This is a genomic window from Actinokineospora sp. NPDC004072 (assembly GCF_053604195.1).
This window is the reverse complement of record NZ_JBSGHB010000010.1, coordinates 45,733-59,931: the sequence shown is the minus strand read 5'-3', so window position 1 is coordinate 59,931 and position 14,199 is coordinate 45,733. Positions and strand designations below refer to the sequence as shown.

Below are 14,199 nucleotides of genomic sequence, written 5' to 3'. Positions count from 1 at the left end.
CCTACCGCACGGCCCCGACAGGTCAGCCGCCGAACAGGTCGAGGATCCGCTCGGCGGCCAGGGTGGGCGTCAGCTCGCCCGCGCGCACCCGCCGCTCCAGCTCGGGGGCCTCGGCGCGGACGCCGGGGTGCTCGCGCAGCCGGGTCAGCAGGGTGTCGCGCACCAGCGCCCAGGTCCAGTCCACCTGCTGGCGGCGGCGCTTCTCGGCCAGCTCGCCGGACTCCGCGAGCGCCCGGTGGTGCGCCTGGACCTGCTCCCACACCGCGTCCAGGCCGATGTTCTCCGCACCGCTGCACGTCAGGACCGGGGTCGTCCAGCTCGCGGCGGGGTCGCGCATCAGGCGCAGCGCCGAGGCCAGCTCCCGGGCGGCGCGCCGGGCCTCCTGGGCGTGCTCGCCGTCGGCCTTGTTGACCGCGATGACGTCGGCCAGCTCCAGCACGCCCTTCTTGATCCCCTGCAGCTGGTCGCCGGTGCGGGCCAGGGTCAGGAACAGGAAGCAGTCGACCATGTTCGCCACCGCCGTCTCCGACTGGCCGACCCCGACGGTCTCCACCAGGACGGTGTCGTACCCGGCGGCCTCCATCAGCACGATGGTCTCCCGGGTCGCCTTGGCCACCCCGCCGAGCGTCCCCGAGGTGGGCGAGGGCCGGATGAACGCCGCCGGGTCCACCGCCAGCCGCGCCATCCGGGTCTTGTCGCCCAGGATCGAGCCGCCGGTCCGGGTGGACGACGGGTCGACGGCCAGCACGGCGACCTTGCGGCCCTGGGCGGTCAGGTTGGTGCCCAGGGTGTCGATGAACGTGGACTTGCCCACGCCCGGCACGCCGGTGATGCCGACCCGGTGCGCCCCGCCCGCGTGCGGCAGCAGCTCGACCAGCAGCCGCTGGGCCAGCGCGCGGTGGTCGGGCCTGCGCGACTCCACCAGGGTGATCGCCCGCGACAGCAGCCCGCGGTCGCCTGCGAGCACGCCCTCGGCGTACCGGTCGACGTCGACGGTCCTACCCAAGCCGGTGCCCGTGCTGCTCGGCGAGCTTGCCCAGCAGCTCGGCGGCCGCGTCGGCGATCACCGTGCCGGGCGGGAAGATCGCCGCGGCCCCGGCCGCGCGCAGGTCGTCGTAGTCCTGGGGCGGGATGACGCCGCCGACGACGATCATGATGTCGTCGCGGCCCAGCTCGGCCAGCTCGGCGCGCAGCGCGGGGACCAGGGTGAGGTGGCCCGCGGCCAGCGAGTTCACCCCGACGATGTGCACATCGGCCTCGACGGCCTGGCGCGCGACCTCGGCCGGGGTGGAGAACAGCGGGCCCACGTCGACGTCGAAGCCCAGGTCGGCGAACGCGGTGGCGATCACCTTCTGGCCGCGGTCGTGCCCGTCCTGGCCCATCTTGGCCACCAGGATGCGCGGGCGGCGGCCCTCGGCCTCGGCGAAGGCGTCCACGACAGCCCGCGCGGAGTCCACTGTGGACGACTGGCCGACCTCTTCCCGGTACACCCCCGAGATGGTACGGATCTGGGCGGCGTGGCGTCCCCACACCTTGCCCAGCGCGTCGGAGATCTCGCCGACGGTGGCCTTGGCGCGGGCGGCCGCGATGGCCAGCTCCAGCAGGTTGCCCCCGCCCTCGGCGGCCCGGGTCAGCGCGTGCAGCGCCGACTCGACCGCGCCCGCGTCGCGCTCGGCCCGCAGCCGCTCCAGCTTGGCGATCTGCTGGGCGCGCACACCCGCGTTGTCGACCTTGAGCACGTCGATGCGCTCGTCCTCGGCCAGCCGGTACTTGTTGACCCCGATCACCGGCTGGCGGCCGGAGTCGATGCGGGCCTGGGTGCGGGCCGCGGCCTCCTCGATGCGCAGCTTGGGGATGCCCGCGTCGATCGCCTTGGCCATCCCGCCCGCGGCCTCGACCTCGGTGATGTGGCCCCACGCCTTGGCGGCGAGGTCGGCGGTCAGCCGCTCGACGAACGCGCTGCCGCCCCACGGGTCGATCACCCGCGTGGTGCCGGATTCCTGCTGGAGCACCAGCTGGGTGTTGCGGGCGATGCGCGCGGAGAAGTCCGTCGGCAGCGCCAGCGCCTCGTCGAGGGCGTTGGTGTGCAGGGATTGCGTGTGGCCCTGGGTGGCGGCCATCGCCTCCACGCAGGTCCTGATGACGTTGTTGTAGACGTCCTGCGCGGTCAGCGACCAGCCGGAGGTCTGGCAGTGCGTGCGCAGCGACAGCGACTTGGCCGACTTGGGCTCGAACCGCTTGACCAGCTTGGCCCACAGCAGCCGGGCCGCGCGCAGCTTGGCGACCTCCATGAAGAAGTTCATCCCGATCGCCCAGAAGAACGACAGCCGGGGGGCGAAGCGGTCCACGTCCAGCCCCGCGCCCATGCCCGCCCGGATGTACTCCACGCCGTCGGCCAGCGTGTAGGCCAGCTCCAGGTCGGCGGTCGCCCCGGCCTCCTGCATGTGGTAGCCGGAGATCGAGATGGAGTTGTACTTGGGCATGTGCTGGGAGGTGTAGGCGAAGATGTCGGAGATGATCCGCATCGACGGCCGGGGCGGGTAGATGTAGGTGTTGCGGACCATGAACTCCTTGAGGATGTCGTTCTGGATGGTCCCGGCGAGCTGCTCGGGGGCCACCCCCTGCTCCTCGGCCGCCACGACGTAGAGCGCCAGCACGGGCAGGACCGCGCCGTTCATGGTCATCGACACGCTCATCTTGTCCAGCGGGATGCCGTCGAAGAGCGTGCGCATGTCGTAGATGGAGTCGATGGCCACGCCCGCCATGCCGACGTCGCCCGCCACGCGCGGGTGGTCGGAGTCGTAGCCGCGGTGGGTGGCCAGGTCGAAGGCGACCGACAGGCCCTTCTGGCCCGCGGCGAGGTTGCGGCGGTAGAAGGCGTTGGACTCCTCGGCGGTGGAGAACCCGGCGTACTGGCGGATGGTCCACGGCTGGTTGACGTACATCGTCGGGTACGGGCCGCGCAGGAACGGCGCGATGCCCGGGTAGGTGTCGAGGAAGTCCAGCCCCGCGAGGTCCTCGGCGGTGTAGACCGGCTTGACCGGGATGCCCTCCGGGGTCTCCCAGGCCAGCGCGTCGGCGCCCTTGCCGGTGGCCGCCTGCAGCGCGGCGGCCCACGCGCCGGGCTCGACCGGCGCGGGCTCGCCCAGCTCGATGCCGCTGAAGTCGGGGATGCTCATGCCGGGACCTCCAGGTCGGCGTGGATCTGGCGGAGGACGGCGATGGCGTCGCAGCCGGTGTGGACGAAACCGTCCACTTGGTACTCGTCCGACGGTTTGCCCGCCAGCAGCACCTTCCGCGCGCCCGCCGCGCGCAGGGCGGCGACGGCGTCGGCGGCCTGCTCCGCGTAGGCATTGTCGGTCCCGCAGAGGCAGACGACCGCGGAGCCGTCGTAGCGCTCCACCGCGTCGGCGGGGGTCTCGATGCCGCCCGCCTGGAAGAGGTTGGCCGCGAAGGTCGCGCGGGCGGTGTGGGCGGCGACCGGGCCGAGGGTGGCCAGGAAGACGCGCGGGCGCGCCCCGGTGGCGGCCAGCGCGCGGTCGGAGCGGTCGCGCAGGTCCTCGAACTCCTCGGCGTAGCGGTGCACCGGGAGGCCGCCTGCCGGGGCGGCGGGGGCCGGGGGCCGCTCGACCGGCTGCTCGGCCAGGTGGGGGAACTCGCTGACGCCGGTCAGGGCGTCCACGCGGTGGGCCAGGTTGTCCCGGCGGGCCGCCCAGGTCTCGGCGATGCGGTCGGCGACGAGGCCCGACCCCTGCGCGGCGACGATCCCGCCGTGGCGCTCGATCTCGGTGAACCACGCCCACGCGGCGCGGGCGAGGTCGTCGGTTAGGCGCTCGACGTACCAGGAGCCGCCCGCGGGGTCGATCACCCCGGCCAGCCGCGACTCCTCCAGCAGCACCGACTGGGTGTTGCGGGCGATGCGCCGGGCGAAGGCGTCCGGCAGGCCGATGGCGGCGTCGAAGGGCAGCACGGTGACCGCGTCCGCCCCGCCGACGCCCGCGCCGAAGCAGCCCAGCGTGGCGCGCAGCATGTTCACCCACGGGTCGCGGCGGCTGAGCATCGCGGTGGCGGTGACGGCGTGCTGGCGCTGCGGCGCGGTGAACCCGCTGACCTCGCCGACCCGCGCCCACAGCCTGCGCGCGGCCCGCAGCTTGGCGATGGTGAGGAACTGGTCGGCGGTCGCGGCGAAGCGGAACTCCAGCAGCTCGGCGGCGCGGGCGACGGGCAGGTCCTCGGTCAGCGCCCGCAGGTAGGCCACGCCCGCGGCGATGGCGGCGCCGAGCTCCTGGGCGTCGGAGCCGCCGGCGTCGTGGTACGGCAGGCCGTCGACGGTGATGGCGCGCAGGTTCGGGTATTCGGCGGCGGATGTGGCCAGCGACGCGGCGGCGGCGAGGTCGGGGGCCGTCGCGGTGCGCGCCTGGTGGCCGATCGGGTCGGCGCCCAGGCTGCCGCGGGTCTCGGCGGCGGGCACGCCCTTCTCGGCGTGCACGCGCAGCAGCTCGGCCGCGGCGTCGGCGAACTCCGCGCCCGCGTCCAGGGTGACGGGGGCGAGGTCGAGGTGGACGTCGGCGAGCACGTCGGCCAGCCGGGCGACCGGGATGCCGGACCCGCCCGCCACCAGCCAGAGCGAGCTGACCCCGTTCTCCAGGTCGGCGAGGACGGCCGCGGCGGTGGTCGCCGGGTCGGCGTGGCGCTGGCGCACGTCCCACCCGCCGCGCACGTGCCCGTCGGGGCGCGCGCCGCGGGTGTAGGGCGGCAACCCGGGCATCCCCGCGGCGGGGGCGGCGTCGGCGGCGGTGTAGAGCGGCGCGATCTCGATGCCGTCGTAGGTCCGGGCGGCGAGCACCGCCTCGACCGGCTGGTCGCCGAGCGCCGCGCCGGACTTGCGCAGCACCCCCGCGACCAGCTCCCGCCACTGCTCCCGGCTGGCCGCCGGGTGCTCACCTGCGAGAACGAGGCCATCGGCTGTCATGCCCCGCAATGCTACGGAAACCACCGGCATCCGGGCTGTGACGCTAATGACGATTAACGATGCAGCCCCGTGTGGCGGCTGCCACGGCCCCCGCAGCCCGCATCGGCGCGGATCGGTCGGGCAGGGCCCGGGGAGGCGGTTCCATCAGGGACAATGGCCGCCGTGTCGACCTCCGAGCAGCGCCTCATCGCCGGGCGGTACCGCGTGCGCGGGATGGTCGGGCAGGGCGCGATGGGCGTGGTGTGGTCGGCCTACGACGAGCACCTGCGGCGCCCGGTCGCGGTCAAGGAGGTGCGGCGGCAGCCGGGGGTGCCCGACGCCGAGGCCGCCGAGCTGCGGGAGCGCACGCTGCGCGAGGCGCGGGCCATCGCGGCGCTGGCGCACCCGAACGTCGTCACGCTGCACGACGTCGTGACCGAGGGGGACGAGCCCTTCGTCGTCATGGAGTACGTGCAGGCGCTGAGCCTGGCGCAGCTGCTGCGGCTCAACGGGCCGTGCACCGACGTGCAGGCCGCGGTGATCGGCTCGGCCGTGGCCGCCGGGCTGCTGGCCGCCCACGCCGCGGGGATCACCCACCGCGACGTCAAGCCCGGCAACGTGCTGGTCGGCGCGGACGGCACGGTCAAGCTCACCGACTTCGGCATCGCCCGCAACGTCTCGGAGCGGACCCTCACCCGCAGCGGGATCATGCTCGGCTCCCCCGCCTACATCGCCCCCGAGGTCGTCTCCGGCGACAAGGCCACCCCGGCCGCGGACCTGTGGGGCCTGGGCGCGACCCTCTTCGCCGCCGTCACCGGCCGCGCCCCCTACGACCCCGACGCCCCCGTGATGGAGACCCTGCACCGGGTCGTGGACGACGACGTGCCGGTCCCCGACTACGACGGGCCGCTGCTGCCGGTGATCACCGGGCTGATGGTCAAGGACCCCGCCGCCCGGATGCCGCTGCAGGAGGTGCGCGAGCTGCTGCACCCCCTGCACCCGGGCCCCGGCCCGTCGGTCTTCGCCGACCTCAAGACCTCCCCCGAGGAGGCCACCACGGTCGTCACCCGGCCTGCGCCCGAGCCCGAGCAGGCCCCGCAGCCGCCCGGGGAGACCAGCGCGCCGCTGGCCCCGGCCCCCGGCCCGCTGCCGTTCGCCCCGGCCGTGCGCACCCGCGGCGCGCTGGCCGCCGCGGTGCTCACCCTGGTCGCCGCGCTGCTGTTCGCAGGCGGGGCCGCGGGCGGGTTCGCGCTGGCCAGGGTCGCAGGCGGGGAGCCGGTGCTGCCCAGGGCGGCGACGACGACCACGCCCGCCCCGGAGGCCCCGCGCACCGAGCTGGTCGAGCGCACCGCCGACGCCTCGACGCTGGCGGGCGAGCAGGGCGGGGCCTTCGCCGTGCCGGTGCCGCGGGACTGGGTGCGCTTCGTCGAGCAGCGCACCCACGAGACCCTGCCGAACAGCACCCGCGTGCACTGGGTCGCGCCGACCGGCACGGCCGAGGTGGTCGTCGAGCGGTTCCCGGAATTCGTCCCGAAGCACCAGATCGAGGACTACCTGGGCTATCTCGCCGCGCGCGTCCCGGCCTACCGGCTGGTGGGCGAGACCCCGCTCGGCGGCGCAGGCCGCAGGCTGACCTTCCGCACCGTCGAGTCCTTCCCGAAGTCCCCCGGCGGCCCGGCCCCCGACCTGACCCGGGTGACCTTCGCCGACGTCCAGCCGGTCGGGGCCGACCTGTGGGTGGTCTCGCTGACGGTGCCGATCGAGCAGGAGGACTCCGCGCGGTCGACGCTGTTCGCCGAGGTCAGCGCCGGATTCCGGGTGGGGTAGCCGCGACCAGCTCGCCCAGGTGGTGGCGCAGCGCGCGGGGGTCGGCCGGGCTGATCGTCGTCCAGTTCTCCCCGTCCGGGTTGGGCGTGCGCAGCTGGAGGTAGCGGCCCGCGGCGGTGTCGAAGAAGCTCAGCGTGCGCGGCACGCGGTGGCGCTTGCCGTAGCGGTCGCGGTGGGCGGCGCCGAACTGGCCGCGCGCGGTCAGCGGGGTGATCATCTCGGCCAGCTGGGCCGCGTCGTCGGCGCGCACGCCGCGCCCGCGCAGGGCGGCGGCCAGGTCGGGGGCCGAGGCCGCGGCGGCCAGGTCGGCCGTGGGCAGGGTGACCGAGCGGCCGGGGCCCGCGGGCAGCGGGGAGAGCACCGACAGCGCGTGCCTGGGCAGGCCGTCGTCCACCCAGTCCAGCCGCAGCACGTCGCCGGACAGGGCGGCCAGCACGGCCCGGCCGTCGGCGGCGGCCGCCAGCGCCCGCACCGCGCCCGCGCCCCACACCCGCACGTCCACAGCGGACTCGGGACGGACCAGCACGGCCAGCATCGCCGCCAGGTCCGGGTCCACGTGCGGGTACTCGGCCAGGCCGCGGGCGGCGAGCCCGGACCACGCCGCGGCGACCAGCCGGGCGCGCTCGGCCTCGGTCCGCCCGGGCGACGGCACCCGCAGCACGACCGGGAACTCCTCGACGCCCAGGTGCTCGCCGAGCACGTCGAACTCGACCGCCGTAAGCTCCACCGGCTGCCGCTAGCCCCCGATCACCGGCGGCGGGAGCTGGTGCTGCTCGCCGTCGACGCTGACGTCCTCGGTCACGCCCTCCGTCGCGCCGAGGTCGCGCCTGCGCCCGCTGACCGCGCGGACCGGGGCGACCTCGCCGTCGGCGAACCACTGGCTGGACCCGATGGCCTCCGGGCCGAAGCGGCGCATGGCGACCTTGTCCGACGAGCCGACCGGCGCGGCGGCCCCGCCCGCAGGAGCGCCCGCGGCGCCTGCGTGCGGGGACAGCGGGGCGGGCGGCACGGCCGACGAGGTCGCCGAGGCGTGCGGGGCGGACCCGGTGTGCGGGGTCGGCTCGGGCGCGCCGATCGCGGTCGCGCCGACCGCGGGCGCCCGCCGCTCCCGCTGCCGGTCCTCGCCGCGGCCCGCGCCGAAGGCGATCGGGGCGGCGGCCAGCGGCGGGGCCGCGGGGGCCGGGGGCGCGCTCGCCGCGGCCGCGGGCGGCGCGAGCGGGCGCGGCGGCAGCGCCGTCGGCGACGCGCCGGAGCTGTGGGTGAACGGGCCGCCGAACTCGCGGTGCGGCGGGCCGGGCTGGGGCCGGTGGTGGTCGGGGCCGCCGCCGTGCCCGCCGCCGCCGATCCCGCCGACGGCGAACGAGGCGTGCGTGCCCAGCTTGACGCCCCGGCCCTTGCCGCGGTGGCCGCCGCCGCCGCGGCGCACCCCGGCGGGCGCGGCGAAGGGCTCCAGCGGGGCGAGGTTCTGCTTGGTGCCCGCCTCGTAGGCCGCCATGACCTCCACGGCGCGCTGCTCGCCCGCGGCCCGCGCGGCCTCCACCGGCTCGGCGTCGTCCTGGGTGGTCACGACCTGCACCGCGGGCGGGACGGCGGGGTCGGGCTCCGTCGCGGGGGTTTCCGACGGCACCGGCATGTCGGCGCGGGCCTTGGCGATCAGGTCGCCCTGGGTCTCCACGGCGACGCGCATCGCGGCCGCGCCCTCGGAGGTGGTCTTCGCCCACCCGGCCATCGGGGCGAGCCGGTCGTAGGCCGCCCCGGCGGCCCGACCGACCCAGCCGGTGCCCGCCGCGCCCAGCGCGGTCTGCAGCTGGTGGCCGACCTCGTCGAGCGCGGAGGCCAGCTCGGCCCAGCGCCGCGACGGCCCGGCCGACGCCGCCGGACCGGGGCCGTCGTGCAGCATCCGGTACAGCTCCTCGTGCGTGAAGCCGCGCCAGCGGGCCGCGTCCTTGGACTGTCCCGGCGATTCGCTCATGCGCCACCCTCGGTCGTGTGGGACACGGTGGCCTGGTTGTCGTCCTCCAGGCCCTGGTACTGCTCCGCGGTCTTGTCGAGGTTCTCGACCGCCGCGTCGAGCTGCTCGCGGTAGGCCAGCAGGGCCTCCAGCGCGGCGCCGTCCACCTCGACCGACAGCGCGTTGACCGCGCGCGCCGCGTCCGCGCTCACCGGGTCGCCCGCCCAGGGCGTGGTCCGGATCTCGGCCGCCACCAGCTCGATCTGCCGGTCGACGGCGGTCAGCGCGGATAGGAACGCGCGGCGCAGCTCGGGCACCGCGCCCGGCTCGACCGTCAGCAGGTGCTGCTCCGCCATGCCGCCTCCCCCGTCACCATCCGTGGTGCGCCCACTCTATCGAGTGGCCACCCTCGGATTCGACCGTTGGCCTACTCTTTTCCTGACGCTCACCGGCGCGTCCCGGCTCCCTGGAGATCGCGGCCGTGGCTCAGCCGTTACCCAGCGCCAGCGTCGTGGTCCCGTCCACCGCGTCGACCTCGGTGAACCCGAGCTTGGCCGCCACCCTCGCGGAGGCGGCGTTGGCCGTCTCGTGCCGGTAGAGAATCTTGGTCAGGCCCAGCGCGCCGAAGCCGAAGCGGATCACCGCGCCCAGCGCCTCGGTCGCCAGCCCCTGCCCGCGCGCGGCCGGGTGCGTCCAGCAGCCCGCCTCGGCCACCCCCGCCGCCAGGTCGACCTCCTTGAGCAGCACCTCGCCGAGCAGCGCGCCGGTCAGCTGGTCGGCGACGGCCCAGGAGAAGCGGGTGCCCGCCGCCCAGTCCCGGGCCCGCTGCTCGATGTAGGCCCCCGCGGAGGCCAGGTCGTGGACGGCGACGTGGGACAGCCAGCGCCTGCTGACCGGGTCGCTGAAGCCCGCCAGCACGGCCGGGCGGTCGTCGATGCGGTCGTCGGCCCGCAGGGCGCGCAGGTAGTACTTCCCCGCGTTGATCTCCACCGGTTCCACGAGGTCAACCTACCCGCGGACGCCGACAGCCCCCGCGGGTCAGTGCCAGCGCTGCCGCCGCCGGTGCGCCACGGCGATGATCACCAGCGGGATCACCAGGAACGGCGGGAAGAACCGGAAGACGAACACCCCGACCAGCAGGATCGCCACCCCGGCGAGCGGCCACACCACGTCCGGCAGCCGCCGCACGGGCGGCGGGGCGGGCTGCGCCGGGACCGGCGCAGGCGCGGCCAGCGGGCCGAAGCGCGGCCGCGGCTCGGGTAGGTCGGCGAAGAGCGCGGCGAGGTCGCCGCGGGTCTTGGCGGTGGCCACGTGCGCCGAGCGCTCGCCGTACTCGTCGACCGAGAGCCTGCCCGCGGCCATGTGGTCCCCCAGGGAGGTCAGCGCCGACTCCCGCTCGGCGTCGCCGACGCGCAGGTCCTGCCACGGGGTGGGGGTCACGTACCCGATCGTACGTAACCGCGGGCTGAGAACCCTCTCAGTCCTTGATCTCGCAGATAACGGTTCCGGTCGTGACCGATTCGCCAGCGGCCACCGCCAAGCCCGCCACCGTGCCCGCCTTGTGCGCGGTGACCGGGTTCTCCATCTTCATCGCCTCCAGCACGACGATCAGGTCGCCCTGGGCCACCTGCGCGCCGTCGGCCACCGCGACCTTGACGATCGTGCCCTGCATGGGGGCGGCCACCGCGTCGCCGGAGACCGCGACGGCGCCCTTGCCGCCCGCCCGCCTGCGGGGCTTGGCCTTGGCCGCCGCGCCGCCGCCGCCGGAGCCCAGGGCCAGCGTGCCCGGCAGGCTGACCTCCAGCCTGCGGCCGCCGACCTCCACGACGACGCTCTGCCGCGGCTCGGCCTCGGCGGCCTCCGCCCCGCCGCTGAACGGCTCGACGGTGTTCTCCCACTCGGTCTCGATCCACCGGGTGTGGACGGTGAAGTCCTCGGCGAAGGCCGGGTCGCGCACGATCGCGCGGTGGAACGGGGTCACCGTGGCCATGCCCTCGACCACCAGCTCGTCCAGCGCGCGGCGGGCCCTGGCCAGGGCCTCGGTGCGGTCGGCCCCGGTGACGATCAGCTTGGCCAGCAGCGAGTCGAACTGCCCGCCGATGACGGTGCCGGACTCCACCCCGGAGTCCACCCGCACACCCGGGCCCTCCGGGGCGATCCACTTGGTCACCGTGCCGGGGGCGGGCAGGAAGCCGCGCCCGGCGTCCTCGCCGTTGATGCGGAACTCGATGGAGTGCCCGCGCGGGGTCGGGTCCTCGGTGAAGCGCAGCGGCTCGCCCGCGGCGATGCGGAACTGCTCGCGGACCAGGTCGATGCCGGTGGTCTCCTCCGAGACCGGGTGCTCGACCTGCAGCCGGGTGTTGACCTCCAGGAACGAGATCGTCCCGTCGAGGCCGACCAGGTACTCCACGGTGCCCGCGCCGGAGTACCCGGCCTCCTTGCAGATGGCCTTGGCCGAGGCGTGGATCGCGGCGCGCTGCTCGTCGGTCAGGAACGGGGCCGGGGCCTCCTCGACCAGCTTCTGGTGCCGCCGCTGCAGCGAGCAGTCGCGGGTGCCCACGACGATGACGTTGCCGTGCTTGTCGGCCAGCACCTGGGCCTCGACGTGGCGCGGCTTGTCCAGGTAGCGCTCGACGAAGCACTCGCCGCGGCCGAAGGCGGTGACCGCCTCGCGCACCGCGGAGTCGAACAGCTCGGGGATCTCCTCCAGCGTGCGCGCCACCTTCAGGCCGCGCCCGCCACCGCCGAACGCGGCCTTGATCGCCACCGGCAGCCCGTGCTCGGCGGCGAAGGCGACGATCTCGTCGGCCCCGGCGACGGGCTCCTTGGTGCCAGGCACCAGCGGCGCGCCCGCGCGCATGGCGATGTGCCGCGCGGTCACCTTGTCGCCGAGGTCGCGGATGGCCTGCGGGTCCGGGCCGACCCAGACCAGCCCGGCGTCGATCACGGCCTGGGCGAAGTCGGCGTTCTCGGAGAGGAAGCCGTAGCCGGGGTGCACGGCGTCGGCCCCGGCGCGCTTGGCGGCGTCGAGCACCTTGTCGATGGCCAGGTAGCTCTCGCCCGGGGTGGCGCCGCCGAGGGCGAACGCCTCGTCGGCCAGCCGCGTGAACACCGCGTCGCGGTCGGGGTCGGCGTAGACCGCCACGCTGGTCAGCCCGGCGTCCCGGCAGGCCCGGATGATCCGGACGGCGATCTCGCCCCGGTTCGCGATGAGGACCTTGGTCAGGGCCTTGGACACGCCGTTCCTCCTTGATGTCGCGCGGGCTGTGGGGCAGTTTACGGGCCGGTAGCCATCCCGGAACCGAGAGCAACCCCACATCGGGGCAAGTACTGTCCCTCGTACGGAGCAGTGCGCAGGAGGTGAGCGGCTGTGGCGAGGCGCACCCCCCGGGCCGTGCTGGCGACGGCGGCGCTCGGCGCGCTGGTCTTCGCCGCCGCGGTGACGGGCGCGGCGCTGACCAGGACCGAGCGGCCCGCGGCGCAGCCCCCCACCCCGCCGCCCACGACGACCACCGGCGCGGGCGCGGACGGCGGCTGCCTGCGCGAGCCGTGCCGGGTGCTGGGCGCGGCCACCCTCGGCGACACCCGGGTCGAGCTCGTCGCCGACTCCGGCGCGGAGACCGGCAGGCTGCGCATCGGCGGGCCGGGGACGAGCCGGGTGGTGGAGATCAGCGAGATCGGCGAGCTGCTGCCCGCGGGCGCGCTGCAGTGCTACCCGGCGTCGATCTCGGCATGCCTGGTGCGCGCGAGCGGGGAGCGCGGGCTGACCGGGAAGGTCGTGGTGGGCCGCTCGGGGAAGTGGAGCCCGCTGGAGCGGCCCTACCTGTCGACCGCGGGCTACCTCGCGCTCAACGACATCCTGGCCGACTCCGGGCCGGAGGTCGTGGCCGCGCAGTGCGCCACCGAGGCGTGCGACGAGGTGTACGCGCAGGTGTTCACCCTGGCCGGGGCCGCGGTCGGGTGCACGGGGACCTACCCCTCCGTCCAGGACCTGCCCGGCTACCCGGCGGTCTCCGAGCCCGCGGCCCGGCTGCTGCCCTGCGGCTGAGACGGCCTCGGCCGCCCCACCCGGGGCGGGTGGGGCGGCCGAGGGGTCGAGCGGGTCAGGCCGGGACCGGGGTGCGCTCCCGCGGCCCGTCCAGCAGCGGCGGCTCGCTGGGCCGGTGCAGCACCTCGTCGTCGAGCAGCCCCTCGCCCCTGGCCACCAGGACCGGGACGGTGATCTGCCCGGCCACGTTGGTCGCGGTGCGGATCATGTCCAGGATCGGGTCGATGCCGAAGACGATCGCCACGCCGGTCGCGATCAGCTCCGGCGGCAGGCCGATGGTGCTCAGGGTCAGCGTCAGCATGGTGAACCAGCCGGTGGTGCCCGCCGTGGCGAAGGCGCCGAACACCGCGACGGCCACGATCCCGACGTACTGCCAGACGCTGAGCTGGTAGCCGAAGATGTTCGCGATGAAGATCGTCGCGATGGCCGGGTAGAGCGCGGCGCAACCGTCCATCTTGGTCGTGGTGCCCAGCGGGACGGCGAAGCCCGCGTAGCCGGGCTGCACGCCGAGGTCGACGGCGGTCTGGCGGCTCAGCGGCAGCGTCGCGCCCGAGGAGCGGGACACGAACGCGAACTGCAGCGCCGTCCACGCCTTGGCGTAGAAGGTCAGCGGGCTCACCCGGCCGACGAACTTCAGCAGCAGGGGGTAGACCACGAACAGGATCAGCGCGCAGCCGATGTAGATGACCGCGATCAGCGACAGCAGCGGCTTGACGAACTCGTTGCCGTAGGTGGCGAAGGCGTTGCCGATCAGGCCGAGCACGCCGATCGGGGCCAGCCGGATGATCCAGCCGAGCAGCTTCTGGATGATGTCGAACACCGCGCGGTTGACCGAGACGAACGGCGCCGCCTTGTCGCCCAGCGCGAAGGTCGCAACGCCGACCAGCACGGCGACGAAGACGACCTGGAGCACCTCGCCGTCGGCGAACGCGGAGAACAGGTTGCTCGGCACCAGTCCGTTGAGGACGGTCAGCCAGTCGCCCTGGTCGCGGGCGGCCAGCTTCTCCACGGCCTCGGCGCTCGGGGTGACGGTCACGCCGCTGCCCGCGCCGGAGATCAGGCCGATGGCGATGCCCAGCAGCACCGCGATGAGCGAGGTGATGCCGAACCACATCAGCGTCTTGCCGCCGAGGCGGGTGGCGGTGCGGGCCCCGCCGAGGCCGCGCAGGCTGGTGAAGCCGACCACGATGGCGGTGAAGACCAGCGGGATCACCGTGAACTGCAGCAGGGAGGTGAAGACCGAGCCGATGGTGTCGAGCGTGGTGGCCAGCCACTCGGCTTCGGTCGCCTTGGCGATGACGCCGAGCACGGCGCCGATGACCAGACCGGCCAGGACGGCCAGGCCGAAGTACAGGGTGCGCCGGTTGCCGGATCGCGGCGGGGCGGCAGAGGACATGTGCTGCTCCAGAGGAGGGAGGCCGA

The 14,199-nt window shown here is 75.1% G+C and carries 12 protein-coding genes; 2 read left to right on the top strand and 10 right to left on the bottom strand.

Features of this window, described 5'->3' with window-relative positions; genetic code table 11:
- Positions 1 to 22 precede the first annotated feature (22 nt).
- From meaB to ACWEPX_RS16985, 3 genes are read right to left on the bottom strand one after another with little or no spacing between them, the layout of a single operon-like run.
- Positions 23 to 1,006, bottom strand: a complete 984-nt coding sequence (gene meaB / locus ACWEPX_RS16995; RefSeq protein WP_451898116.1) for a methylmalonyl Co-A mutase-associated GTPase MeaB — start codon at positions 1,004 to 1,006, stop codon at positions 23 to 25.
- Positions 999 to 3,179, bottom strand: coding sequence for a methylmalonyl-CoA mutase (scpA, locus tag ACWEPX_RS16990; protein WP_451898115.1), 2,181 nt, complete (start codon positions 3,177 to 3,179; stop codon positions 999 to 1,001). The genes meaB and scpA overlap by 8 nt, the downstream gene beginning before the upstream one ends.
- Complete coding sequence (locus tag ACWEPX_RS16985; RefSeq protein WP_451898114.1) at positions 3,176 to 4,972, bottom strand: methylmalonyl-CoA mutase family protein; 1,797 nt, start codon at positions 4,970 to 4,972, stop codon at positions 3,176 to 3,178. The genes scpA and ACWEPX_RS16985 overlap by 4 nt, the downstream gene beginning before the upstream one ends.
- Before the next feature lie 153 nt (positions 4,973 to 5,125).
- Between ACWEPX_RS16985 and ACWEPX_RS16980 the strand changes: the two genes are divergently transcribed.
- Entirely contained in the window at positions 5,126 to 6,778 is a 1,653-nt protein-coding gene (locus ACWEPX_RS16980; RefSeq protein ID WP_451898113.1) for a serine/threonine-protein kinase, read from the top strand.
- Here ACWEPX_RS16980 and ACWEPX_RS16975 read toward each other — a convergent pair.
- The 6 genes from ACWEPX_RS16975 to ACWEPX_RS16950 form a co-directional block, all read right to left on the bottom strand.
- A complete protein-coding gene (locus ACWEPX_RS16975; RefSeq protein ID WP_451898112.1) occupies positions 6,753 to 7,505 on the bottom strand; it encodes an ESX secretion-associated protein EspG in 753 nt (250 codons plus the stop codon). The two genes, ACWEPX_RS16980 and ACWEPX_RS16975, sit on opposite strands and share 26 nt — an antisense overlap.
- Before the next feature lie 9 nt (positions 7,506 to 7,514).
- A complete protein-coding gene (locus ACWEPX_RS16970) occupies positions 7,515 to 8,750 on the bottom strand; it encodes a PPE domain-containing protein (protein ID WP_451898111.1) in 1,236 nt (411 codons plus the stop codon).
- Positions 8,747 to 9,085, bottom strand: coding sequence for a transcriptional regulator (locus ACWEPX_RS16965; protein WP_451898110.1), 339 nt, complete (start codon positions 9,083 to 9,085; stop codon positions 8,747 to 8,749). The genes ACWEPX_RS16970 and ACWEPX_RS16965 overlap by 4 nt, the downstream gene beginning before the upstream one ends.
- Positions 9,086 to 9,215: 130 nt before the next feature.
- Positions 9,216 to 9,728, bottom strand: a complete 513-nt coding sequence (locus tag ACWEPX_RS16960) for a GNAT family N-acetyltransferase (RefSeq protein ID WP_451898109.1) — start codon at positions 9,726 to 9,728, stop codon at positions 9,216 to 9,218.
- A 39-nt stretch (positions 9,729 to 9,767) separates the two neighbouring features.
- A complete protein-coding gene (locus ACWEPX_RS16955; RefSeq protein ID WP_451898108.1) occupies positions 9,768 to 10,169 on the bottom strand; it encodes a DUF1707 SHOCT-like domain-containing protein in 402 nt (133 codons plus the stop codon).
- Positions 10,170 to 10,206: 37 nt separating this feature from the next.
- Positions 10,207 to 11,967, bottom strand: coding sequence for an acetyl/propionyl/methylcrotonyl-CoA carboxylase subunit alpha (locus tag ACWEPX_RS16950; RefSeq protein ID WP_451898107.1), 1,761 nt, complete (start codon positions 11,965 to 11,967; stop codon positions 10,207 to 10,209).
- 132 nt (positions 11,968 to 12,099) lie between these two features.
- Here ACWEPX_RS16950 and ACWEPX_RS16945 point away from each other — a divergent pair, with 132 nt between their 5' ends.
- Complete coding sequence (locus tag ACWEPX_RS16945) at positions 12,100 to 12,777, top strand: hypothetical protein (RefSeq protein ID WP_451898106.1); 678 nt, start codon at positions 12,100 to 12,102, stop codon at positions 12,775 to 12,777.
- A gap of 55 nt (positions 12,778 to 12,832) precedes the next feature.
- On the opposite strand, the gene ACWEPX_RS16940 is transcribed toward ACWEPX_RS16945, so the two are convergent.
- Complete coding sequence (locus tag ACWEPX_RS16940; protein WP_451898105.1) at positions 12,833 to 14,173, bottom strand: dicarboxylate/amino acid:cation symporter; 1,341 nt, start codon at positions 14,171 to 14,173, stop codon at positions 12,833 to 12,835.
- Positions 14,174 to 14,199 lie beyond the last annotated feature (26 nt).

Coding starts and splice junctions, on each gene's coding strand:
- scpA (WP_451898115.1), bottom strand. CDS start 3,179: ATGAGCATCCCCGACTTCAGCGGCATCGAGCTGGGCGAGCCCGCGCCG.
- ACWEPX_RS16985 (WP_451898114.1), bottom strand. CDS start 4,972: ATGACAGCCGATGGCCTCGTTCTCGCAGGTGAGCACCCGGCGGCCAGC.
- ACWEPX_RS16980 (WP_451898113.1), top strand. CDS start 5,126: ATGGCCGCCGTGTCGACCTCCGAGCAGCGCCTCATCGCCGGGCGGTAC.
- ACWEPX_RS16970 (WP_451898111.1), bottom strand. CDS start 8,750: ATGAGCGAATCGCCGGGACAGTCCAAGGACGCGGCCCGCTGGCGCGGC.
- ACWEPX_RS16965 (WP_451898110.1), bottom strand. CDS start 9,085: ATGGCGGAGCAGCACCTGCTGACGGTCGAGCCGGGCGCGGTGCCCGAG.
- ACWEPX_RS16940 (WP_451898105.1), bottom strand. CDS start 14,173: ATGTCCTCTGCCGCCCCGCCGCGATCCGGCAACCGGCGCACCCTGTAC.